Genomic DNA, 22821 nt, shown 5'->3' with positions numbered 1-22821 from the left:
TGAAAACGGTCGGCTTTTTTATTGCGGCGGCTGACGGGCCGCCGGAGAAGGGCTTTCTCGTCAGGCGCCCATCGGTTCGGCGTTGCCCAGGGCGGTGGTGTTGAAACCGCCGTCCACGTACAGCACTTCGCCGGTGATGCCGCTGGCCAGGTCGGACAGCAGGAAAGCGGCGGCGTTACCCACTTCCTCGATGGTCACGTTGCGGCGCAGGGGGGCGTGGTGGGAGTTGTAGGAGAGCAGCTTGCCGAAGCTGCCGATGCCGGAGGCGGCCAGGGTCTTGATCGGGCCGGCAGAGATGATGTTGGCGCGCATGCCTTCGGGGCCCAGGCTGGTGGCCATGTAGCGCACGGCCGCTTCCAGGCTGGCCTTGGCCAGGCCCATCACGTTGTAGTTGGGCATGGTGCGTTCGGCGCCCAGGTAGGAAAGGGCCAGCACGGAGCCGTTGGCCTTCTTCAGCATGGGGCGGGCGGCCTTGGTCAGGGCCGGGAAGCTGTAGGAGGAAATGTCATGGGCGATGCGGAAGGCATCGCGGGAAATGGCATCGAGAAAGTCGCCTTCCAGGGATTCGGACGGCGCGTAGGCAACGGAGTGGACCAGGCCGTCGAGGCTGTCCCAGTGCTTGCCAAGTTCGACGAACAGGTTGGTGATTTCCTCGTCGCTGGCGACGTCGCAGGGCAGCACCAGGGTGCTGTCGAACTCGGCGGCAAATTTGGCGACCCGCTCCTGGAAGCGTTCGTTCTGGTAGGTGAAAGCCAGCTGGGCGCCTTCACGATGGCAAGCCTTGGCGATGCCATAGGCGATGGAATGCTTGGAGAGCAGCCCGGTGATCAGGATGCGTTTTTCGGCAAGAAAGCCCATACATGCCCCTAAGTTGAAAGTCCGCGGGATTATAGCGGAAACGGGGCGCATTTTACCGCAGTGCGTCACGGGAGGTTAAGGGCCGGGGGCTCCTTAATGACGCTCGCAGGCGCTTCCGCTAAACTCCGGGCCATGCGCAAAGGCTCTCTTTCCGGGATCGTCTCCCTCGTGGTTTCCCTGCTCCCCCTGCTTCTGGCTGGATGCGGTGAAGGCCCCTGGAACGACCCCTATCCTGTGGCGGAAGCCGGTCGCAACGTGCTCTATTCGGCCTTCACCGAGCGCCCCAAACACCTGGACCCGGTCCAGTCCTACGCCGAGGACGAGAGCGTCTTTACCGGCCAGATCTACGAGCCGCCGCTCCAGTACCACTATCTGAAGCGTCCCTATACGTTGATTCCCGCCACGGCCGAGAGCGTGCCTGTGCCCCGCTATTACGATGCCGCCGGTCGTCAATTGCCGGCCACTGCCGACGAGAGCCTGATTGCCAGCAGCGTGTACGAAATCCGCATCAAACCCGGCATCCGCTACCAGCCCCATCCGGCCTTTGCCCTGAAGGCCGACGGCACCCCCGTTTATGGCGATCTCGATCCCCTCAAGCTGCAGGACGTGCGGCGCCTGGCCGACTTTGCCGAGACCGGTAGCCGCGAGCTGACGGCCGACGATTACATCTACCAGATGAAGCGCCTGGCCCATCCCCGTCTCCATTCCCCCATCTTCGGCATGATGGCCGAACGCATCGAAGGCTTGGCCGCGCTGGGCAAGATTCTGCAGGCCGAAGCGGCCAAGGCGCCGGCAGGCGGCTGGCTGGACCTGGACCGCTATCCCCTCGCCGGGGTGGAGAAGGTGGATCGCTATACCTGGCGGGTTCGCCTCAAGGGCAAGTATCCCCAGTTCCTCTACTGGCTGGCCATGCCCTTCTTCGCCCCGGTGCCGCGGGAGGCGGACCGCTTCTACAGCCAGCCCGGCATGGCGGAAAAGAACCTGAGCCTGGACTGGTATCCGGTCGGCACCGGCCCCTACATGCTGACGGAGAACAATCCCAACAGCCGCATGGTGCTGGAGCGCAATCCCAATTTCCACGGGGAAACCTATCCTTGTGAAGGCGATCCGGGTGACCGGGAGAAGGGCCTGCTGGCGGATTGCGGCAAGGCGCTGCCTTTCATCGACAAGGTGGTGTTCACCCGGGAGAAGGAAAGCATTCCCTACTGGAACAAGTTCCTCCAGGGCTATTACGACGCTTCGGGGATTTCCTCCGACAGTTTCGATCAGGCGGTGCGCCTCAATGTGGGGGGCGATGTGCAGCTCACCGAGGAAATGCAGGAAAAGGGCATCCGCCTCCTCACCAGCGTCCGGGCTTCCATTTTCTACATGGGCTTCAACATGCAGGACAGCCTGGTCGGCGGCCTGGGCGATGGGGGGCGCAAGCTGCGCCAGGCCATTTCCATCGGCATCGACCAGGAAGAGTTCATTTCCATTTTCATGAATGGCCGCGGCATTCCCGCCATGAGCCCCCTGGCGCCCGGCATCTTCGGCTTCGAGGAAGGGCAGGGGGGTATCAATCCGGTGGTCTACGACTGGCGGGACGGCGCTCCCAGGCGCAAGTCCATCGAGAGCGCCCGCCGCCTCATGGCCGAGGCCGGCTGGCCCAACGGGCGCAACGCCCGCACCGGCGAGCCCCTGGTGCTGAACCTGGACACCACCGGCGGCGGCATGGGCGACAAGTCGCGGCTGGACTGGCTGACCCGCCAGTTCGCCAAGCTGGATATCCAGCTGGTGGTCCGTTCCACCGACTGGAACCGTTTTCAGGAGAAGCTGCGCAAGGGCGCGGTGCAGATGTTCTATCTGGGCTGGAATGCGGACTATCCGGATCCGGAGAACTTTTTCTTCCTGCTGCACGGCAGCGAAACCCGGGTCAAGCACGGGGGGGAGAACTCCGCCAATTACATGAACCCGGAGTTCGACCGCCTCTTCGAGCGCATGAAGAACATGGAGAACGGGCCTGAGCGGCAACAGATCATCCGCCAGATGGTGCATCTGGTGCAGCAGGATGCCCCCTGGGTCTTCGGCTTCCACCCCAAGAACTACACCCTCGGCCACCGCTGGCTCTACAACCGCAAGCCCACGGATGTGGGCAACAACACCCTCAAGTACCAGCGCGTCGATGGCGCCGACCGGGCGGCCCGGCAGCGGGAATGGAACCAGCCCGTGCGCTGGCCCCTGGCCCTCCTGCTCCTGGCGCTGGCGGGCCTGCTGGTGCCGGCGGTGCGCGCCCATCGTCGCCGGGAGCAGCAGTCCGCCCGCTGATCGGCGCCCCTGTTCCTTTGTCCCGTATTGCGCTATTTTTTTGCGTTCTGGCGTCGCACAAATCCGCTGTGATGTCTGATATCATATATAAGACTTAAGGAGCTTCCGGCGACTGCGAATGCAGTTGCGTATTTCGGGCAGCTCCCCTGTCCCCAGATCACTGAATTCCACCTGTCGAGAGGAACCAGCCGTGCTTGAAGCCTACCGCCAACACGTCGCCGAGCGTGCCGCACTCGGTATCCCCCCCCTGCCTCTGTCCGCCGCCCAGACCAAGGATCTGGTCGCCCTGCTGCAAAACCCGCCCAAGGGCGAGGAGCAGGCCCTGGTGGAGCTGATTACCTACCGTGTTCCCGCCGGTGTTGATGATGCCGCCAAGGTCAAGGCCGAGTTCCTGGCCAAGGTGGCCAAGGGCGAGCTTTCCTGTGCCCTGATTTCCCGCGCCAAGGCCACCGAACTGCTGGGCACCATGCTCGGCGGCTACAACGTCAAGCCCATGATCGACCTGCTGGGCGACGCCGAAGTCGGCGCCGTGGCCGCCGAAGGCCTGAAGAAGACCCTGCTGGTGTTCGACTTCTTCCACGACGTGGCCGAGCTGGCCAAGGGTGGCAACGCCAACGCCAAGGCCGTGATGCAGTCCTGGGCCGATGCCGAGTGGTTCACCTCCCGTCCCGAAGTCCCCGCTTCCCAGAAGCTGACCGTGTTCAAGGTCACCGGCGAAACCAACACCGACGACCTGTCTCCCGCTCCGGATGCCTGGTCCCGTCCCGACATCCCCCTGCATGCCCTGGCCATGCTGAAGAACCCCCGTCCGGGTATCGAAGCCGACAAGGCTGGCGAGCGCGGTCCCGTCAAGCAACTGGAAGCCCTGGCCAAGAAGGGCAACCTGATCGCCTACGTGGGCGACGTGGTGGGTACCGGTTCTTCCCGCAAGTCCGCCACCAACTCCGTGCTGTGGTTCACCGGCGAAGACATCCCCTTCGTGCCGAACAAGCGCTTCGGCGGCGTCTGCCTGGGCTCCAAGATTGCCCCCATCTTCTTCAACACCATGGAAGATGCCGGCGCTCTGCCCATCGAGCTGGACGTTGGCCGGATGGACATGGGCGACGAGATCGAGCTGAAGATCGACCAGGCCACCGCCAAGGTCACCGCCCTGAAGAACGGTGCCGTCATCGCTGAATCCCAGCTGAAGACCCCCGTGATCCTGGACGAAGTGCGCGCCGGCGGCCGCATCCCCCTGATCATCGGTCGCGGCCTGACCACCAAGGCCCGCGAAGCCCTGGGCCTGGCTCCTTCCACCCTGTTCCGCCTGCCCCAGCAGCCCAACGATCCGGGCAAGGGCTACTCCCTGGCCCAGAAGATGGTGGGCCGTGCCTGCGGTCTGCCGGAAGGCAAGGGCATCCTGCCCGGCACCTACTGCGAACCGAAGATGACCACCGTGGGTTCCCAGGACACCACCGGCCCCATGACCCGCGACGAGCTGAAGGACCTGGCTTGCCTGGGCTTCTCCGCCGACCTGGTGATGCAGTCCTTCTGCCACACCGCCGCTTATCCCAAGCTGGTGGACGTGCGCATGCACCGCGAACTGCCTTCCTTCATCAGCACCCGCGGCGGCGTTGCCCTGCGTCCTGGTGACGGCGTCATCCACTCCTGGCTGAACCGTCTGCTGCTGCCCGATACCGTGGGTACCGGCGGTGACTCCCACACCCGTTTCCCCATCGGCATCTCCTTCCCGGCCGGTTCCGGTCTGGTGGCCTTCGCTGCCGCCACCGGCGTGATGCCCCTGGACATGCCCGAATCCGTGCTGGTGCGCTTCAAGGGCAAGATGCAGCCCGGCATCACCCTGCGCGATCTGGTCAACGCCATCCCCCTGTACGCCATCAAGCAGGGCCTGCTGACCGTGGAGAAGAAGGGCAAGAAGAACGTCTTCTCCGGTCGCATCCTGGAAATCGAAGGTCTGCCCGATCTGAAGGTGGAACAAGCCTTTGAGCTCTCCGACGCCGCTGCCGAGCGTTCCGCCGCTGCTTGCGCCATCGCCCTGAACAAGGAGCCGATCGTCGAGTACCTGCGCTCCAACATCACCCTGATGAAGTGGATGATCGCCGAAGGCTACCAGGACGCCCGTACCCTGAAGCGCCGCATCAAGGCCATGGAAGAGTGGATCGCCAACGGCACCCTGCTCAAGGCCGACGCCGATGCCCAGTACGCCGCCGTGATCGAGATCGATCTGGCCGACGTCAAGGAACCCATCGTTGCCTGCCCCAACGACCCGGATGACGTGAAGGTCCTCTCCGAAGTCGCCGGCGACAAGATCGACGAAGTGTTCATCGGCTCCTGCATGACCAACATCGGTCATTTCCGCGCTGCCGGCAAGGTGCTGGATGGCAAGTCCGACATCCCGACCCGCCTGTGGATTGCTCCGCCCACCAAGATGGACGCCCTGATCCTGACCGAAGAAGGTTACTACAGCGTCCTCGGCAAGGCCGGTGCCCGTATGGAAATGCCGGGCTGCTCCCTGTGCATGGGCAACCAGGCCCAGATCCGCAAGGGTTCCACCGCCATGTCCACTTCCACCCGGAACTTCCCCAACCGTCTGGGTATCGACACCCGGGTGTACCTGGGCTCCGCCGAACTGGCCGCCATGTGCTCCCTGCTGGGCAAGATCCCGACTGTGGCCGAGTACATGGAATACATCCAGGTGGTGAATGCCAAGGCTGCCGACATCTACCGCTACATGAACTTCGACCAGATCCCCGAGTTCGTGGAAGTGGCGGAAACCGTTACCGTCTGAGCGGTACGGCGCAAGACAAAACCAAAGGAAGCAACACGAGGAGATGCGGCCCCGCTTCGGCGGGGCCGTTTTTTTTGCAGCGACGCCTTTCCTTTGGCGTGCCGGTCCCGCTGTTGGCAGCCCCGGTGGTACGGTGGCACGGCTGGCTGCTATGGAATGCCGGCCGGGATCGGTTATGCTCCGGCCCCGGGCAACTGCGCCATGGGCGGTCGCCGGCTTTGCCGTGTTAAGGGAAACAATGGAAATCATCACCAAGAAGCAGGCCATCAAAACCTGCAGCGGCTATTCCTGCATCGGTCTGTACAACCCCAAAAGCCCGGGCAACGTGGGCTCCATCATGCGGGCTGCCGGCTGCTATGGCGTCAATACGGTTTTCTACACCGGCAAGCGCTATGACACGGCCAAGGAATTCTGCACCGACACCAAGCAGGTGCACCAGCAACTGCCCCTGATCGGTGTGGACGATCTGCAGCAGGTGATCCCACTGGGTTGTGTGCCGGTGGCCATCGAACTGGTGCCGGAGGCCAAACCCCTGACCGAGTACCGCCACCCGGAACGGGCCTTCTACATCTTCGGCCCGGAGGATGGCAGCCTGAGGAAGAACGTCACCTCCTGGTGCCAGGACATCGTCTACATCCCGACCCACGGCTGCATGAACCTGGCAGCGACGGTCAATGTGGTGCTGTACGACCGGATGCTGAAGGCCGGCGGCTACCGCGGCTAGCAGGCACCCTGGAAGGCCGTCATGGCGCCCTTCCAGGCTAATGCACCTTGCCGTCCACCCGGGGGGCGAGCAGGAAGGGGATCAGGCGCCAGCCGAGCAGGCCGAAACAGCCCAGCCAACAAGCGGCGGCCAGATAGATCCACTGTTCATAGGCTGCCGGGAAGAACTGGGGCATGACGATGCGCAGGACAAAACCCAGCAGCATCAGCCGCAGGGCCAGCTTGTCAGCAGCCTCGAAGACCACCTTGCGGCCGGTATGGCCCTTGGCGATGCGGATCAGCATGGCCGGAATCACCAGGCCCATGGCGCCGAAGGTGAATACGTGGAGCGACAGGGAGCCGATCCAGGGCACCGGGCTGAAGTAATGCAGGCTCTCCAGCAGCAGTTGGGCGGTGATGGCCAGATAGCCCAGGTACATGACGCCGATGTCGATGCGGCTGAGACCCAGCAGGGGCTTCCAGAATGCCAGGCGCAGCAGGAGCAGGGCGGCCAGCAGCAGGGCCAGGACGGCGCCGGCCAGCGGCGGCAGCAGGGGTTGCAGCACCAGCAGCAGCCCCAGCCCCTTGATGGCGCCATCCAGGAGCGGATGGCGGAGGATGGCGACCTGGAACACGCCTTTCATGAACTGGGTCAGGGTCCGTTCGAACATCACCAGGAAGGCCATGCGGAACAGGCCCAGGGTGATGCCGACGCCGATGGCAAAGGTCTCCGGCTGCAGCAGCAATTGCTTGGCCACGAGAAAGGCCGGCAGCACCAGCAGGAAATAGTAGTTGTCCCGATAGCTGTCCTGGGCCCGGTAGCGGATCAGCGTATGCAGCAGCATGACGATGATGCTGCCGATGAAGAGGTTGCAGCCCAGGTGGAGCAGCCAGTCGGGCCATGACCCGGCGGTGGCCATGACCACCCGTTCCAGCAGCCAGGCGGCAGCCAGGTAGGCCAGGGAAGCGCCGTGATGGCCTCGTACCGAGACCCAGTTTTTCGTGGCCGTGAGCAGGAAGCCGCCGAGGACGGCCCAGCCGAAGCCGAAGAACATTTCGTGGGCGTGCCATTGCAGCGGGGTAATGGAGGCGGCGGGCAGGGCGAGGGCGCCGGAAAAGACGGCGGCCCACAGCAAGGGCAGGCTCAGGCCGGCCAGGCAGGCGAGGGCGAAGAAGGGGCGAAAGCCCACCAGCCACAGCGGGTGTTCGGCAAATTTCACGATGGTGTGTCCGCTTGGGCCGGGCGGCGGCAATTGGCCGGCCCGACATGAAAAGGGGCTCCAGAATAGGAGCCCCGATGGTCGATGCGCTTTGATGCCTGTCAGCTTTGGCTGAAAAACCGCCGGGCGGCGCCGGCGGGGATGTCCATGCCCGTGGCCTGGGCCCGCTGCAGCAGTTCCCAGTAGTAGCGGTAGGAAGCCCGGTCGTGCAGTCGGCCGGCATGCTGGATGGGGCCCCAGTCCTTGTCCTGGGCAGCTTCCAGGATTTCCGTGGCTTCCTGCACTTCGGAAAAGTCGGGGCGCATGGCTTCGACGATGGGCATGATCTGGTTGGGGTGGATGCTCCACATGCGCAGATAGCCGAACTCCCGGCGGGCACGGCCGGCGTCGTCGGCCGCCACGGTCGAGTCCTTGATTTCGGTGGTGACATTGTGGGAAGGCACCACGCCGTTGGCCAGGGCGGCGGCGGCGATGTCGGCCTTGGCCCGGGCCACCAGGGGGTGGTCGAACTGGCCGGGGCTCTTCATGGCACTGCCGGGAATGGCGCCGTGGTGGCCGGAGACGAAGTCCATGAGGCCGAAGTCCAGGCTTTCGACGCCGGGCAGGGCGGCAATTTCCCAGGCGTCCTTGAGGGCGCCGTGGGTTTCGATCAGCACGTGGACCGGAATGGGGCGGCTGATCCGGCACTGGGCCTCGATGCTGCGCAGGGCATCGATCTGGGTCCGCGCATCGTCGACGGAGCGAACCTTGGGAATGGTCAGGAAAGCGAGGCGCTGGCCGGCGTGGTAGACCAGGATTTCCAGATCCTGGCGCCAGTGGGGGTGGGTGATGTCGTGGATGCGCGCACCGACCCGGCCGAAGCGGTTGTCGCTGCCGCTGATGAGGCCGGCGGCCATTTCCGCATGTTCGGCTTCGGCACCGGCGTGGGCACCGTCCTCGCAGTCGCAGGTGATGTCGAAAACGGGCTGGTTGTTATGGGCCAGTTCCTGCTGCAGCTGCAGGGCCTTCTTCATGAGCTTTTCCGATCCGGCGTAGTGGTCCACCACGGGCAGGACGGGGAAGGGCTTTTCACCGGCGAAGAGAACGTCGTTGGGATGACGCAGGGTCATGGGCAAAGCTCCAAAGAAAAAGGCCGCGGCATTTTACCGCGGCCTTTGCAGCAAGTGGCTTGCTGTTGCTTACAGCATGGAAGCCACGGCGGCGCGCTCTTCTTCCAGCTCGGCCAGGGTGGCGTTCATCTTGCCGCGACTGTACTCGTCGATCTCCAGGCCCTGGATGATCTTGTAGTCGCCGTTCTTGCACTCGCAGGGGAAGCCGTACACGACGCCTTCGGGGATGCCGTAGGAGCCGTCGGAAGGCACGCCCATGGTGACCCATTCGGAAGAGCCCAGGACCCAGTCACGCACGTGGTCGATGGCGGCATTGGCGGCGGAAGCGGCGGAGGACAGGCCCCGGGCTTCGATGATGGCGGCGCCGCGCTTGCCCACGGTGGGCAGGAAGACGTCGTTGTTCCACACGGCATCGTTCACCAGGCCCTTGACGTTGTCACCGTTGGAGGTGGCGAAACGGTAGTCGGCGTACATGGTGGGGGAGTGGTTGCCCCACACGACCATCTGCTTGAAGGAGGAAACGGCGCGGCCGGTCTTGGCAGCCAGTTGGGACAGGGCGCGGTTGTGGTCCAGGCGCAGCATGCCGTGGTAGTTGCGGGGGTTGGTGCGGCCAACCTTCTTGGCGGCGGAAGCGGCGATGTAGGCGTTGGTGTTGCAGGGGTTGCCCACCACCAGGACCTTCACGTCTTCCTTGGCGTTTTCAGCGATGGCCTTGCCCTGAACGGTGAAGATGGCTCCGTTGGCGGTCAGCAGGTCGGCACGCTCCATGCCCTTGCTGCGGGGGCGGGCGCCCACCAGCAGACAGACGTCGGCATCCTTGAAGGCGACGTTGGGGTCGTCGGTGGCAACCATGCCGGCCAGCAGCGGGAAAGCACAGTCTTCCAGTTCCATCATCACGCCCTTGACGGCCTGCTGGGCTTGCGGCAGATCGAGCAGCTGCAGAATGACGGGCTGGTCTTTGCCGAGCATTTCGCCGGAGGCGATGCGGAAGAGCAGGCTGTAGCCGATCTGGCCGGCGGCGCCGGTAACGGCTACGCGCATGGGGGCTTTGGACATGGTGCGACTCCTGTGAGTACAGTCGTTGAACAAAATTCGTGAATTCGTCGCCGGCGCAGGCTCTCCGCGCCAAGCTTTGAAATAGTATGCCCTCGTTTCCGGGGTGTCAATGTTGCAACTTATGTCTTATATAAGATGTAAGTATTAGAATAGACTATTGACGTTTTTTGTGCTGAAATAACCAGATTATGACCCGCCAAGTTACGTCACTGTCGCCCACCTTCAGCCCTTTGTATCGTCAGATCAAGGAGTTGATGATGAGTAGCCTGGAAGCGGGGGAATGGGGTCCCGGCGATGCCATTCCCAGCGAATCCGAGCTGGCGTTGCGCTTTGGTGTGAGTCAGGGAACGGTGCGCAAGGCCATCGACGAGATGGCTGCCGAAAATCTCCTGGTGCGTCGTCAGGGCAAGGGCACTTTCGTCGCCACCCACAACGATCCCCGTTCCTTTTTCCGTTTTTTGCGCCTCGTTCCCAACGAAGGCGGTCTGCAGCAATCCCACAGCGAACCCATCGAATGCTGGCGTGCCAAGGCCGGCCAGGATGTGGCGCGGGTTCTCGGTCTCGAAGTCGGCAAGCCCATCACCATCGTGCGCCGGTTGTTGAGCTTTGATGCCGAGCCGGTGGTGCTGGACGAAATCTACGTGCCCAGCGATCTCTTTCCTGATCTCTCCCTGGAAATCCTCAAGGGCAGCGATCAATCCCTCTACAGCATGTACGAGTCCCGTTACGGCGTGCGCATGATCCGCGCCGAAGAGCGCATTCGTGCTGTGGCTGCAGACAAGAGCAATGCGGATTTGCTGCGGGTGCCGGAAGGTAGTCCCCTGCTGCTGGTGGAGCGGGTGGCATTTACCTACGGCAACAAGCCGGTCGAGTGGCGCCGCGGCTTTTACTCGACCCAGAAACACCATTATCTGAATGAACTAGGCTGAGACAAGGAGGTCGGCGGCAACGGAAATTCGGAAACAAAGGGAAGTCGAAAAACACTATAATTTATAACTTTCATAAGGGTGCGGTGGCAGTTCAGTCGCCGTTTCGCAACAAGCAAGAGGGATGACGTTCATGGCAGAACTCAGTATCAAAAAGAAGCGTCCGAAAAATCTGGACCTGACAACGATCCGCCTGCCCCTACCGGGTATTCTTTCCATTCTCCACCGTGTCAGCGGCGCCGGCCTGTTCCTGTGTCTGCCCCTGCTGCTGTGGCTGTTCCAAAGCAGCCTGGCGACGCCCGAGTCGTTTGCCACCTTCAAGGCCGTCGCAGCCCATCCCCTGGTCAAGATCATCCTGCTGGGCCTGCTGTGGGCCTTCTGTCACCACTTCTGTGCCGGTATCCGCTACCTGTTCCTGGATGTGCACATGGGCGTTGATCTCGAATCCGCCCGTCTGACCAGCAAGATCGTCTTCGCCGTCAGCATCGCGCTGACCGTCATCCTGGGAGTTGCCCTGCTATGGTAAATCGCATTGTTGTTGGCGCCCATTACGGCCTGAAGGACTGGATTGCCCAGCGCGCCACGGCCGTCATCATGGCCGTCTATTCCGTCATCCTGTTGGCGGCCGTCGGCGCTATCGGCCCCAACACCTACGAAGCCTGGCGCGGCCTGTTCGCCAACGGCTTCATGAAGTTCATTACCTTCCTGTTTTTCCTCTCCCTGTTCTACCACGCCTGGATCGGCGTGCGTGACATCTGGATGGACTACGTCAAGCCCACCGGCATCCGCCTGGTGCTGCATGTCCTGACCATTTTCGCCCTGCTCGGCTACGCCGGCTGGGCCACTCAGATTCTGTGGAGACTGTAAGTAATGACTATCCCCGTGCATAAGTATGATGTGGTGATCGTGGGTGCCGGCGGTGCCGGTCTGCGCGCCGCACTGCAAGTTTCCGAAGCCGGTCTCAAGACCGCCGTGCTGTCCAAGGTGTTCCCCACCCGTTCCCATACGGTTGCCGCCCAGGGTGGCGTGGCCGCCTCCCTCGGCAATGTGACCGAGGACAACTGGCACTGGCACATGTACGACACCGTCAAGGGTTCCGACTGGCTCGGTGACCAGGACGCCATCGAATTCATGGTAAAGAAGGCCAACGAAGTGGTCGTGGAACTGGAACACTTCGGCATGCCCTTCGACCGTCTGGACAGCGGCAAGATCTACCAGCGCCCCTTCGGCGGCCACTCCCAGAACTATGGCGAGAAGCCGGTGAACCGCTCCTGTGCAGCCGCTGACCGTACAGGTCATGCCATGCTGCACGCCATGTACCAGCGCAATGTCAAGGCCAACACCCAGTTCTTCGTGGAATGGATGGCCCTGGACCTGATCCGTGACGAAGACGGCGACGTGCTGGGCGTGACCGCCATGGAAATGGAAACCGGCGAGGTTCACATCTTCCACGCCAAGGCCACCATTTTCGCCACCGGCGGTGCCGGTCGCATCTACTACTCTTCCACCAATGCCTTCATCAACACCGGTGACGGCGTCGGTATGGCTGCCCGTGCCGGCATCCCCCTGGAAGACATGGAATTCTGGCAGTTCCACCCCACCGGCGTGGCCGGTGCCGGTGTGCTGATCACCGAAGGCGTGCGCGGCGAAGGCGGCATTCTGCGCAACGCTTCCGGCGAGCGCTTCATGGAACGCTATGCCCCCAACCTGAAGGATCTGGCCTCCCGCGACGTGGTGTCCCGTTCCATGGTGACCGAGATCAATGAAGGCCGCGGCTGCGGTCCCGACAAGGATCACGTGCTGCTGGACATTACCCACCTGTCCCCCGAGACCATCATGAAGCGCCTGCCCGGCATTCGTGAAATCTCCATCCAGTTTGCCGGTGTGGATCCCATCAAGGCCCCGATCCCCGTGGTGCCGACCTGCCACTACCAGATGGGCGGTATTCCGACCAACTACAAGGGCCAGGTCATTGTGCCGAAGGGCGACGAGAAGTCCGTTCCCGTGGGCGGTTTCTACGCCGCTGGCGAGTGCGCCTGCGCTTCAGTGCATGGCGCCAACCGCCTGGGCACCAACTCCCTGCTGGACCTGCTGGTCTTCGGCAAGTCCTCCGGCGAGTCCGTGGTGGAAGACCTGAAGGGCAATCCCCGCGCCCACAAGCCCCTGCCGGCCAACGCCGCCGACGTTTCCCTGGCCCGTATCGCCCGTCTGGACAACCAGAAGAACGGCGAGAGCGTGCATGAAGTCCGTCTGGCCATGCAGCGCACCATGCAAAAGCATGCCGGCGTGTTCCGCTTCAACGACCTGCTCAAGGCTGGCGTCGAGGAAATCAAGAAGGTCGCCGAACGGGCCAAGACCACCGAGATCAAGGACAAGTCCAAGGTCTGGAACACCGCCCGTACCGAAGCCCTTGAACTGGACAACCTGATCGAAGTGGCCAAGGCCACCATGATCTCCGCCGAAGCCCGCAAGGAATCCCGCGGCGCCCACGTGCGCGACGATGCCCTGGATACCGCCGAGACCCCGGCCGGCCGCGACGACAAGAACTGGCTCAAGCACACCCTGTGGTACTCCGAAGGCAACCGCCTCGACTACAAGCCGGTGAACCTGCAGCCGATGTCTGCCGACGTCGAGTCCATCGCTCTCGCCAAGCGGACCTACTAAGGCCAGGAAGGAATTACGCAAATGAGCGCCAATACCAAACGTACCGTTCAATTCAAGATCTATCGCTACGATCCGGATAAGGACAACGCACCTTACATGCAGGACATCACCGTCGAACTGGAACAGTCCGACAAGAAGTTGCTGGATGCCCTGGTGCGCCTGAAGGTCAAGGACGATTCCCTGGCTTTCCGCCGCTCCTGCCGCGAAGGCGTGTGCGGTTCCGACGCCATGAACGTCAATGGCAAGAACCGTCTGGCCTGCCTCACCGACGTGGACGAGCTGCCCCAGCCCATCGTGCTGCGGCCCCTGCCCGGTCTGCCCGTGGTGCGCGACCTGATCGTGGACATGACCCAGTTCTTCAAGCAGTACCACTCCATCAAGCCGTACCTGATCAACAACGATCCTCCTCCCGAGCGCGAGCGTCTGCAGTCTCCGGAAGAGCGTGAAGAGCTGAACGGCCTGTACGAGTGCATCCTCTGCGCCTGCTGCTCCACCTCCTGCCCGTCCTTCTGGTGGAACCCCGACAAGTTCGTCGGTCCGGCCGGCCTGCTGGCTGCTTACCGCTTCATCGCCGATACCCGCGACCAGGCCACCAACGAACGTCTGGACAACCTGGAAGACCCGTATCGCCTGTTCCGTTGCCACACCATCATGAATTGCGTTGATGTCTGTCCGAAGGGCCTGAACCCCACCAAGGCCATCGGCAAGATCAAGGAAATGATGGTTCGGCGTGCTGTTTAATGGATCGTGCTGAATACGAGCGCCTTCGCTGGCGCTGCATCCGCCGCGGCCTCCTGGAGCTGGACCTGACGCTGACCAAATTCCTCGACCAGGAATTCGACAAGCTGACGGAACCGGAGGTCGAAGCCTTCAAAAAGCTGGCGGAATTAGAAGATTGGGATTTCCTTGGCCTGATTGTTGGGGGCAAGGAACTTTCCGACCCGCATGAGGCTGCCGTACTGGCCAAATTGCGTAAGTGCTGAGTAAGGAAGGGGCGCCACCATGGCGCCTCGTCCTTCGCTAAAAAAGTAGTGATGACAACCACCACCACAGGGGCTGCAAAATGAGCGAACGCAAGGCTACTCTCAATATCGAAGGCCAAGGGCCGGTCGATTTCCCGATCATGTCTCCCACCCACGGCAACGACTGTATTGACATTCGTACCCTGGGCGGCAAAACCGGTCTCTTCACCTACGATTCCGGCTTCCTGTCCACTGCCAGCTGCAAATCCAAGATTACCTTCATCGATGGCGACAAGGGCGAGCTGCTGTACCGCGGCTATCCCATCGAGCAACTGGCCGAAAACTGCAACTTCCTGGAAGTCGCCTACCTGCTGAAGAACGGCGAACTGCCGAACGCTTCCCAGAAGACCGCTTTCGAAGACACCATCAAGAACCACACCATGGTGCACGAACAGCTGGCCAAGTTCTTCAGCGGCTTCCGCCGCGACGCCCACCCCATGGCCGTGATGGTCGGTGTGGTCGGTGCTCTGTCCGCCTTCTACCATGAAGCCATGGACTTCTCCGATGCCGAGCATCGCAGCATCAGCTTCAACCGCATCATCGCCAAGATGCCCACCATCGTTGCCATGGCCTACAAGTACACGACCGGTCAGCCGTTCATGTACCCGCGCAACGACCTGGACTACACCGCCAACTTCATGCACATGATGTTCGGCACCCCCTGCGAGACCTACAAGCCGAACCCCGTGCTGGTCCGCGCCCTGGACATCATCTTCACCCTGCACGCCGACCACGAGCAGAACGCCTCCACCTCCACCGTGCGTCTGGCCGGCTCCTCCGGTGCCAACCCCTTCGCCTGCATCTCCGCCGGTATCGCCTGCCTGTGGGGCCCTGCCCACGGCGGCGCCAATGAAGCCTGCCTGCAGATGCTGGAAGAGATCGGCGACGTCTCCCGCGTCGGCGAATACATCGCCCGCGCCAAGGACAAGAACGACTCCTTCAAGCTGATGGGCTTCGGCCACCGCGTTTACAAGAACTTCGACCCCCGCGCCAAGCTGATGCGCCAGGTGTGCAACGACGTTCTGAAGGAACTGGGCCTGGAAAACGATCGCCTGTTCAAGCTGGCCATGGAACTGGAAAAGATCGCCCTGGAAGATCCGTACTTCGTCGAGAAGAAGCTCTACCCGAACGTGGACTTCTACTCCGGCATCGTGCAGAAGGCCCTCGGTATCCCCACTTCCATGTTCACCTGCATCTTCGCCCTGGCTCGTACCGTGGGCTGGATGACCCAGTGGGAAGAGATGATCACCGATCCGGAATACAAGATCGGTCGTCCGCGTCAGCTGTACATCGGCGCCGCCAAGCGCGACGTCGCGCCGCTGGCCAGCCGTAAGTAAGACGAGAAAAGGGGCGGCGTGGCCGCCCTTTTTTTCAATGGTCGGCGGAAAATTCGCCGATTGCAGTGAGAGACAGACGTTCCAACAATAAAACCACACCACAGGTGATTGCCATGATGATGCAAAACTTCGGCACCTCCTACCTCTTCGGCGGCAATGCCCCGTTCGTGGAGGAGCTGTACGAGAACTACCTCGACAATCCCGCGTCCGTTCCCGACGAATGGCGCGAATACTTCGACAAGCTGGCCCAGCAGCCGGGTGCCGCTGCCCGCGATGTTCCCCACTTCCCCGTGATCGCCGCCTTTGCCGAACAGGGCAAGCGGGGTCCGGTGCGTACCGTGGTGGCCGCAGGTGACGACAAGAAGCAGGTTGCCGTCCTGCAGCTGATCAATGCCTACCGCTTCCTGGGCAACCGCTGGGCCAATCTGGACCCGCTCAAGCGCCAGGAACGCCCCGAAATCCAGGAACTGGAGCCGTCCTTCTACGGCTTCACGCCCGCCGACCTGAACGAGCCCTTCAATACCGGCTCCTTCCAGTTCGGCGCCGATCGCGCTCCCCTGGGCCAGATCATCGAGGCGCTGAAGGAAACCTACTGCGGTTCCATCGGCGTCGAATACATGTACATGAGCGACATTGCCCAGAAGCGCTGGCTGCAGGAACGCCTGGAACCCAGCCGCGGCAATGGCAACTACACGCCCGAGCGCAAGAAGCGCCTGCTCGACCGCCTGACCGTGGCCGAGACCCTGGAACGCTACCTGCACACCCGCTACGTGGGTCAGAAGCGCTTCTCCCTGGAAGGCGGCGAGTCCCTCATCGTCGCCATGGACGAAGTGATCCGCACCGGCGCCGCCACCGGCGTCCAGGAAATCGTCATCGGCATGGCCCACCGCGGCCGCCTCAACGTGCTGGTGAACACCCTGGGCAAGGCGCCCAAGATGCTGTTCGACGAGTTCGAAGGCAAGAAGGCCCAGGATCTGTCCTCCGGCGACGTGAAGTACCACATGGGCTTCTCCTCCGACGTGTCCACCGACCATGGTCCGGTGCACCTGACCCTGGCCTTCAACCCCTCCCACCTGGAAATCGTGAACCCGGTGGTGGAAGGTTCCGTCTATGCCCGCCAGCGTCGTCGCGGCGGTGACGATGCGGCCAAGGCCCAGATCCTGCCCGTCCTGATCCACGGCGATGCCGCCGTTGCCGGCCAGGGGGTGAACCAGGAAATGCTGAACTTCTCCCAGACCCGCGGCTACGGCACCGGCGGCACGGTGCACGTCGTGGTGAACAACCAGATCGGCTTCACCACCTCCGATCCCCGGGACTACCGTTCCTCCCTGTACTGCTCCGACATCTTCAAGATGGTCGAAGCCCCGATCTTCCACGTCAATGGCGATGATCCGGAAGCCGTGGCCCTGGTCACCCAGCTGGCCCTGGAATTCCGTCAGACCTTCAAGAAGGACGTGGTCATCGACATCATCTGTTTCCGTAAGCTCGGCCACAACGAGCAGGACGAGCCGATGGTGACCCAGCCCCTGATGTACAAGAAGATTCAGGCCCACCCCGGCACCCGCAAGCTGTACGCGGACAAGCTGGTGGCCCAGGGCGTGCTCTCCGCCGACGGTCCCGACCAGATCATCAAGGACTTCCGCGCCGCCCTCGACCAGGGCAAGCTGCTGTCCGACCCCGTGCTGTCCAACTACAAGCGCCAGCACGCCAACGACTGGGCGCCCTACACCAACAAGAAGTACACCGAGCTCGGCAACACCAAGGTGCCGAAGAAGGAACTGCAGCGTCTGGCCAAGCGCCTGACTGCCATTCCCGAAAACTTCACCATGCACTCCCGCGTCAAGAAGATCATCGAAGACCGGGCCCAGATGGGTGAGGGCAAGCTGCCGGTGGACTGGGGCATGGCCGAGAACCTGGCCTACGCCACCCTGCTGGCCCAGGGCTACGGCGTGCGCATCTCCGGCGAGGACGTGGGTCGCGGCACCTTCTTCCACCGTCACGGTGTGCTGCACGACCAGAACCGGGAAAAGTGGGACGCCGGTTCCTACATCCCCCTGGCCAACCTGCAGGAAGACCAGGGCAATTTCCAGAGCTTCGACTCCGTGCTGTCCGAAGAGGCCGTGCTGGCCTTCGAATACGGCTACGCCACCGCCGAGCCCAATGAGCTGGTGGTGTGGGAAGGCCAGTTCGGCGACTTCGCCAACGGCGCCCAGGTGGTGATCGACCAGTTCCTCTGCTCCGGCGAGGCCAAGTGGGGTCGTGCCTGCGGTCTGACCCTGCTGCTGCCCCACGGCTACGAAGGCCAGGGTCCGGAGCACTCCTCCGCCCGCCTGGAACGCTACATGCAGCTTTCCGCCGAGTTCAACTGGGAAGTCTGCTACCCCTCCAACGCCGCCCAGATCTTCCACCTGCTGCGTCGCCAGATGGTGCGCAAGCAGCGCAAGCCCCTGGTGGTGATGACGCCCAAGTCCCTGCTGCGCAACCCCAGCGCTTCCTGCTCCCTGGACGAGCTGGCCAACGGCACCTTCCAGACCATCATCGGCGAAACCGAGAAGCTGGAAGCGAAGAAGGTCACCCGTGTCATCGCCTGCGCCGGCAAGGTCTATTACGACCTGGTGGCCGCCCGCAAGGAACGCAAACTGGAGAACATCGCCATCCTGCGCGTCGAGCAGCTGTATCCGTTCGACGACAAGCGCTTCGATGAGGAACTGTCCAAGTTCCCCAACGCCAAGGAACTGGTGTGGTGCCAGGAAGAGCCCCTGAACCAGGGTGCCTGGTACGCCAAGGCTCACCGCCTGCAAGTCGCCCTGAAGAAGGGTCAGACCCTGCACGTGGTGGCCCGTCCTGCTGCTGCTGCGCCGGCCGTGGGTTACCTGGCCAAGCACGTGGAGCAACAAAAAGCCCTGCTGGAAGAAGCACTGGGCAAACTGAACTAAAACCGAGAGACAAAGGAAACGTAGATCATGATTATCGACGTCAAAGTCCCGCAACTGTCCGAATCCGTTGCCGAAGCCACCCTGGTGTCCTGGCACAAGAAGGCAGGCGAAGCTGTCAGCCGCGATGAGAACCTCATCGATATCGAAACCGACAAGGTGGTCCTGGAACTGCCCGCTCCCGATGCCGGCGTGATCGTCAAGATCATCAAGGGCGACGGCGACACCGTGGTTTCCGGCGAAGTCATCGCCCAGATCGACACCGAAGCCAAGGCTGCCGCCGGCGCCGCTCCGGCTGCCGCCGCTGCTCCCGCCGCTGCCGCTCCGGCCCCGGTGGCAGCTGCCGCTGCTCCGGCTGCTGCTGCCGGCACCGCCAGCCCCGCCGCCCGCAAGATCCTGGACGAGAAGGGCATCGCTGCCGCCGACGTCTCCGGCACCGGCCGTGGTGGCCGTGTCACCAAGGAAGACGCCGTGGGCGCCCAAGCCAAGGCCGCCGCGCCCGCCGTGGCTGCCCCTGCCGTGTCCATCCCCCTGGGTGACCGTCCCGAGCAGCGCGTTCCCATGACCCGCCTGCGCGCCCGCATCGCCGAGCGCCTGCTGCAGTCCAAGAACGAAAACGCCATCCTCACCACCTTCAACGAAGTGAACATGGCCCCGGTCATGGCCCTGCGCAAGCAGTACGGCGACAAGTTCGAGAAGGAACATGGCGTGCGTCTGGGCTTCATGGGCTTCTTCGTCAAGGCCGCCGTGGCTGCCCTGAAGAAGTACCCGATCCTGAACGCCTCCGTGGATGGCAACGACATCGTTTATCACGGCTACATCGACATCGGTATCGCCGTGGGTTCCCCCCGCGGTCTGGTGGTGCCCATCCTGCGTGATGCCGACCAGATGTCCATCGCCGACATCGAGAAGAAGATTGCCGAATACGGCCAGAAGGCCAAGGACGGCAAGATCTCCATCGAAGAACTGACCGGTGGCACCTTCTCCATCTCCAACGGCGGTGTGTTCGGCTCCATGCTCTCCACCCCCATCATCAACCCGCCCCAGTCCGCGATCCTCGGCATCCATGCCACCAAGGACCGCGCCGTGGTCGAGAACGGTCAAGTGGTGGTGCGCCCCATCAACTACCTGGCCATGTCCTACGACCACCGCATCATCGACGGCCGCGAAGCCGTGCTGGGTCTGGTGACCATGAAGGAAGCCCTGGAAGATCCCGCCCGCCTGCTGCTCGGCGTTTAATGCGCATTGACTGACTGATCCAAGGAACGCAGAGCCGCGGGGCCACCAGCCTTCGCCCTCTGCGTTCTTTTCATGAACGAAAGGTTCTGACCATGTCCAAACAATTCGACGTTCTCGTCATCGGCGGCGGCCCCGGCGGCTATGTGGCTGCCATCCGCGCCGCCCAGCTGGGCTTCTCCGTCGCCTGCTGCGAATCCAATCCCTACGCCGATCCCAAGGGCGAACCCCGCCTCGGCGGCACCTGCCTGAACGTGGGCTGCATTCCCTCCAAGGCCCTGCTGCACACCTCCCACCTGTTCGAGGAAGCCGGCCACGCCTTCGCCGCCCAGGGCATCCAGGTGAGCGCACCCAAGATCGACGTGCCCACCATGATCGGCCGCAAGACCGCCGTGGTGACCCAGCTCACCTCCGGCATCAAGGGCCTGTTCAAGAAGAACAAGGTCACCCAGCTCAATGGCCACGGTTCCTTCGTCGGTCAGGGCGGCGCCGGTTGGCAGGTCAAGGTCGGCGACGAAGTCGTCGAGGCCAAGCAGGTCATCGTCGCCACCGGCTCCAAGGCCCGTCATCTGCCCGGCATCGCCGTGGACCAGAAGATCGTGCTGGATAACGAAGGCGCCCTGGAACAACAGTCCGTGCCCAAGAAGCTGGCCATCATCGGCGCCGGCGTCATCGGCCTGGAAATGGGCTCCGTGTGGCGCCGTCTGGGTTCCGAAGTGACCATCCTGGAAGCCTCTCCCGACTTCCTCGCCGCCGCCGACCAGGACGTGGCCAAGGAAGCCCTCAAGCTGTTCACCAAGCAGGGCCTCAACATCCAGATGGGCGTCAAGCTGGGCGAGACCAAGGTCAGCAAGAAGGGCGTCTCCATCGCCTACACCGACAAGGACGGCAAGGAACAGAAGCTGGATGCGGAGCGCCTGATCGTCTCCGTCGGCCGTGTGCCCAACACCGACGGCCTCAACGCCGAAAAGATCGGCCTCAAGCTCAACGAGCGCGGCCAGATCGAAGTGGACGGCCACTGCCGCACCAACCTGCCCGGCGTCTGGGCTGTGGGCGACGTGGTGTCCGGCCCCATGCTGGCCCACAAGGCCATGGAAGAGGCCGTCATGGTTGCCGAACTGATGGCCGGCCAGGCCGGTCACTGCAACTTCGACACCATCCCCTGGGTCATCTACACCAGCCCCGAGATCGCCTGGGTCGGCAAGACCGAACAGCAGCTCAAGGCTGATGGCGTGGCCTACAAGGCCGGCAAGATCCCCTTCCTGGCCAACGGCCGGGCCCTGGGCATGGGCGACCCCACCGGCTTCGTCAAGATGCTGGCCTGCGCCAAGACCGACCGCATCCTGGGTGTGCACATCATCGGCCCCAATGCCTCCGAACTGATCGCAGAAGCCGTGGTGACCATGGAGTTCGGCGGCGCCTCCGAAGACCTGGCCCGCATCTGCCACGCCCACCCGACCCTGTCGGAAGCGGTGCACGAAGCCGCCCTGGCCTGCGACAAGCGCCCGCTGCACTTCTAAGCGTAAAGCATCCGGGCTGCGGCCCGGTGCAGACAAAAAAGGCGAGGATTGTTCCTCGCCTTTTTCTTTCCGTTCAGATTAAGACTTGGCTAGCAATATTGAATCTGTAGAGGTGGATGTGAAGGAGGTTGAAATTTCCGGCCAACATCTTTTTCCTATGGGCCATGCGGAACTTGGGACTAATGGCCTGTAGTCCCATGCCGAGATGCCATCCGTAACTTTGCCCGTGACTTGAGGGTTTCTCGAACAAGTCTGTCTTTGAGCAACCATGCGAGTTCAGCCCAAAACATGGGAATGGGTGCAAGCCAGAAAACTGATGCTTCACTTCCTGTACGCGGTTGTTGATTCGGGGTGAACAAAAGCGTAATAACTGTGCCGATAGCTAAAAGTACAAAGACTACAAAGAATGCACTTGACCTGTTCATTTCATAGGAAATCAATAGCGAGTCATGGCGAATAGACTTAATTCGGTGAAGGCGCTTCGCCCGAATGCTACGACTTAGCGATTTTGCATGTGATGATAGCCAGCGAAATATTTTTGGTAATAACGCGGCGATAGCAACGGGGAAAACCATATCGAACCACCAATGCATGCTGGTGATATTGCTGAGAATGATGTCCATGGTGTAACGCTATAAGGGGTAGCTTAACGAGGTTGATCTGGGACCGTGTTGTTTATTGCCATGTCGAATTAGGAGTAGATGTGATTATCCATTTACTTGGCATTTGTCTCAAATTTCGCTGGCTAGCGAGCATAGATCGATCAGTATCGTAGATAGGTATTCCTAGTCAGTAGTAGGACTTCTATTTCTAACGCTGGGCCGTCCCCTGCCGATGTTTTAAAATACAGGACTTCCAGCGTTTGGCCTTTCACATACCCAGGCGCCACAACAACATCGCACCCCCGGTGCCCCCGACGGATTCCCCATGCCTCACCGTACCCTCAACGTTCCCGAGCGCGGTATGCTCGATGCCTATGAGGCCCTGCTGGCCTCCCGCGGATTCACTGCCGATGCGGCCCAGAAGGCGGCGGCCGAGCGGCTGCAGAAGCTCTATTACGAGCTGGTGGCCTTCAAGGCGGCGCGGCGCAACAAGCTCTACAAGATGTTCAATTCCCGCCTGGAAGTGCCCCGGGGCGTCTATTTC

General features: G+C 62.3%; 18 protein-coding genes and 1 pseudogene. 14 read left to right on the top strand and 5 right to left on the bottom strand.

The features are described 5' to 3' along the window. Window positions 1-60: 60 nt before the first annotated feature. Window positions 61-858: an enoyl-ACP reductase FabI gene (fabI, locus tag AC1RTA_RS02230; protein ID WP_014237260.1), complete on the bottom strand. Its 798-nt coding sequence runs from the start codon at window positions 856-858 to the stop codon at window positions 61-63. Between the two features lie 132 nt (window positions 859-990). On the opposite strand from fabI, the gene AC1RTA_RS02225 reads away from it, so the two are divergent. The 3 genes from AC1RTA_RS02225 (at window position 991) to AC1RTA_RS02215 (ending at window position 6674) form a co-directional block, all read left to right on the top strand. Further along, on the top strand, window positions 991-3162 hold the full coding sequence (locus AC1RTA_RS02225) for an ABC transporter substrate-binding protein (RefSeq protein WP_492783841.1): 2172 nt from the start codon (window positions 991-993) through the stop codon (window positions 3160-3162). Window positions 3163-3352: 190 nt separating this feature from the next. Next, window positions 3353-5950 carry a bifunctional aconitate hydratase 2/2-methylisocitrate dehydratase gene (gene acnB / locus AC1RTA_RS02220; protein ID WP_492783840.1) on the top strand — a complete coding sequence of 866 codons (2598 nt, stop codon included), beginning with the start codon at window positions 3353-3355 and terminating at the stop codon, window positions 5948-5950. Between the two features lie 238 nt (window positions 5951-6188). Further along, the gene (locus AC1RTA_RS02215; RefSeq protein WP_050804298.1) at window positions 6189-6674 is read left to right on the top strand and encodes an RNA methyltransferase; all 486 of its coding nucleotides are present in this window, start codon (window positions 6189-6191) and stop codon (window positions 6672-6674) included. Between the two features lie 37 nt (window positions 6675-6711). Here the strand turns inward: AC1RTA_RS02215 and AC1RTA_RS02210 are convergent, their stop codons facing one another. From AC1RTA_RS02210 to AC1RTA_RS02200, 3 genes are all read right to left on the bottom strand, one after another. Continuing rightward, window positions 6712-7872 carry an NnrS family protein gene (locus AC1RTA_RS02210; RefSeq protein ID WP_492783839.1) on the bottom strand — a complete coding sequence of 387 codons (1161 nt, stop codon included), beginning with the start codon at window positions 7870-7872 and terminating at the stop codon, window positions 6712-6714. Window positions 7873-7973: 101 nt separating this feature from the next. Continuing rightward, window positions 7974-8981: an HpcH/HpaI aldolase/citrate lyase family protein gene (locus AC1RTA_RS02205; protein ID WP_492783838.1), complete on the bottom strand. Its 1008-nt coding sequence runs from the start codon at window positions 8979-8981 to the stop codon at window positions 7974-7976. Window positions 8982-9050: 69 nt separating this feature from the next. Next, window positions 9051-10037: a malate dehydrogenase gene (locus AC1RTA_RS02200; RefSeq protein WP_130458329.1), complete on the bottom strand. Its 987-nt coding sequence runs from the start codon at window positions 10035-10037 to the stop codon at window positions 9051-9053. Between the two features lie 188 nt (window positions 10038-10225). Between AC1RTA_RS02200 and AC1RTA_RS02195 the strand changes: the two genes are divergently transcribed. The 10 genes from AC1RTA_RS02195 (at window position 10226) to lpdA (ending at window position 21675) form a co-directional block, all read left to right on the top strand. Continuing rightward, the gene (locus tag AC1RTA_RS02195) at window positions 10226-10966 is read left to right on the top strand and encodes a GntR family transcriptional regulator (protein WP_014237267.1); all 741 of its coding nucleotides are present in this window, start codon (window positions 10226-10228) and stop codon (window positions 10964-10966) included. A gap of 130 nt (window positions 10967-11096) precedes the next feature. Beyond that, window positions 11097-11489: a succinate dehydrogenase, cytochrome b556 subunit gene (sdhC, locus tag AC1RTA_RS02190; RefSeq protein WP_014237268.1), complete on the top strand. Its 393-nt coding sequence runs from the start codon at window positions 11097-11099 to the stop codon at window positions 11487-11489. Next, window positions 11483-11830: a succinate dehydrogenase, hydrophobic membrane anchor protein gene (gene sdhD, locus AC1RTA_RS02185; protein WP_014237269.1), complete on the top strand. Its 348-nt coding sequence runs from the start codon at window positions 11483-11485 to the stop codon at window positions 11828-11830. The genes sdhC and sdhD overlap by 7 nt, the downstream gene beginning before the upstream one ends. A gap of 3 nt (window positions 11831-11833) precedes the next feature. Beyond that, entirely contained in the window at window positions 11834-13627 is a 1794-nt protein-coding gene (gene sdhA, locus AC1RTA_RS02180; protein ID WP_014237270.1) for a succinate dehydrogenase flavoprotein subunit, read from the top strand. A 21-nt stretch (window positions 13628-13648) separates the two neighbouring features. Beyond that, window positions 13649-14368, top strand: a complete 720-nt coding sequence (locus AC1RTA_RS02175; RefSeq protein ID WP_014237271.1) for a succinate dehydrogenase iron-sulfur subunit — start codon at window positions 13649-13651, stop codon at window positions 14366-14368. Further along, window positions 14368-14610 carry an FAD assembly factor SdhE gene (locus AC1RTA_RS02170; protein ID WP_014237272.1) on the top strand — a complete coding sequence of 81 codons (243 nt, stop codon included), beginning with the start codon at window positions 14368-14370 and terminating at the stop codon, window positions 14608-14610. Before AC1RTA_RS02175 ends, AC1RTA_RS02170 begins: the two co-directional genes overlap by 1 nt. Window positions 14611-14690: 80 nt before the next feature. Continuing rightward, complete coding sequence (gltA, locus tag AC1RTA_RS02165; protein WP_014237273.1) at window positions 14691-15986, top strand: citrate synthase; 1296 nt, start codon at window positions 14691-14693, stop codon at window positions 15984-15986. 113 nt (window positions 15987-16099) lie between these two features. Further along, the gene (locus AC1RTA_RS02160; protein ID WP_014237274.1) at window positions 16100-18922 is read left to right on the top strand and encodes a 2-oxoglutarate dehydrogenase E1 component; all 2823 of its coding nucleotides are present in this window, start codon (window positions 16100-16102) and stop codon (window positions 18920-18922) included. Between the two features lie 27 nt (window positions 18923-18949). After that, window positions 18950-20158, top strand: coding sequence for a 2-oxoglutarate dehydrogenase complex dihydrolipoyllysine-residue succinyltransferase (gene odhB, locus AC1RTA_RS02155; protein WP_014237275.1), 1209 nt, complete (start codon window positions 18950-18952; stop codon window positions 20156-20158). 92 nt (window positions 20159-20250) lie between these two features. After that, window positions 20251-21675, top strand: coding sequence for a dihydrolipoyl dehydrogenase (lpdA, locus tag AC1RTA_RS02150; protein ID WP_014237276.1), 1425 nt, complete (start codon window positions 20251-20253; stop codon window positions 21673-21675). Window positions 21676-21854: 179 nt separating this feature from the next. On the opposite strand, the gene AC1RTA_RS02145 is transcribed toward lpdA, so the two are convergent. Further along, entirely contained in the window at window positions 21855-22298 is a 444-nt protein-coding gene (locus tag AC1RTA_RS02145; protein ID WP_492783837.1) for a hypothetical protein, read from the bottom strand. A gap of 304 nt (window positions 22299-22602) precedes the next feature. On the opposite strand from AC1RTA_RS02145, the pseudogene AC1RTA_RS02140 reads away from it, so the two are divergent. Next, window positions 22603-22821: pseudogene (locus AC1RTA_RS02140) on the top strand (cell division protein ZapE); the annotation flags it as partial.

This window comes from Azospira sp. MPR-E4 (assembly GCF_058809645.1).
The sequence above is the reverse complement of the archived record's forward strand: the minus strand, read 5'-3'. Positions and strand labels throughout refer to the sequence as shown.

Coding starts and splice junctions, on each gene's coding strand:
- fabI (WP_014237260.1), bottom strand. CDS start 858: ATGGGCTTTCTTGCCGAAAAACGCATCCTGATCACCGGGCTGCTCTCC.
- AC1RTA_RS02225 (WP_492783841.1), top strand. CDS start 991: ATGCGCAAAGGCTCTCTTTCCGGGATCGTCTCCCTCGTGGTTTCCCTG.
- AC1RTA_RS02215 (WP_050804298.1), top strand. CDS start 6,189: ATGGAAATCATCACCAAGAAGCAGGCCATCAAAACCTGCAGCGGCTAT.
- AC1RTA_RS02205 (WP_492783838.1), bottom strand. CDS start 8,981: ATGACCCTGCGTCATCCCAACGACGTTCTCTTCGCCGGTGAAAAGCCC.
- AC1RTA_RS02200 (WP_130458329.1), bottom strand. CDS start 10,037: ATGTCCAAAGCCCCCATGCGCGTAGCCGTTACCGGCGCCGCCGGCCAG.
- AC1RTA_RS02195 (WP_014237267.1), top strand. CDS start 10,226: ATGACCCGCCAAGTTACGTCACTGTCGCCCACCTTCAGCCCTTTGTAT.
- sdhC (WP_014237268.1), top strand. CDS start 11,097: ATGGCAGAACTCAGTATCAAAAAGAAGCGTCCGAAAAATCTGGACCTG.
- sdhD (WP_014237269.1), top strand. CDS start 11,483: ATGGTAAATCGCATTGTTGTTGGCGCCCATTACGGCCTGAAGGACTGG.
- sdhA (WP_014237270.1), top strand. CDS start 11,834: ATGACTATCCCCGTGCATAAGTATGATGTGGTGATCGTGGGTGCCGGC.
- AC1RTA_RS02175 (WP_014237271.1), top strand. CDS start 13,649: ATGAGCGCCAATACCAAACGTACCGTTCAATTCAAGATCTATCGCTAC.
- AC1RTA_RS02170 (WP_014237272.1), top strand. CDS start 14,368: ATGGATCGTGCTGAATACGAGCGCCTTCGCTGGCGCTGCATCCGCCGC.
- gltA (WP_014237273.1), top strand. CDS start 14,691: ATGAGCGAACGCAAGGCTACTCTCAATATCGAAGGCCAAGGGCCGGTC.
- AC1RTA_RS02160 (WP_014237274.1), top strand. CDS start 16,100: ATGATGATGCAAAACTTCGGCACCTCCTACCTCTTCGGCGGCAATGCC.
- odhB (WP_014237275.1), top strand. CDS start 18,950: ATGATTATCGACGTCAAAGTCCCGCAACTGTCCGAATCCGTTGCCGAA.
- lpdA (WP_014237276.1), top strand. CDS start 20,251: ATGTCCAAACAATTCGACGTTCTCGTCATCGGCGGCGGCCCCGGCGGC.
- AC1RTA_RS02145 (WP_492783837.1), bottom strand. CDS start 22,298: ATGGACATCATTCTCAGCAATATCACCAGCATGCATTGGTGGTTCGAT.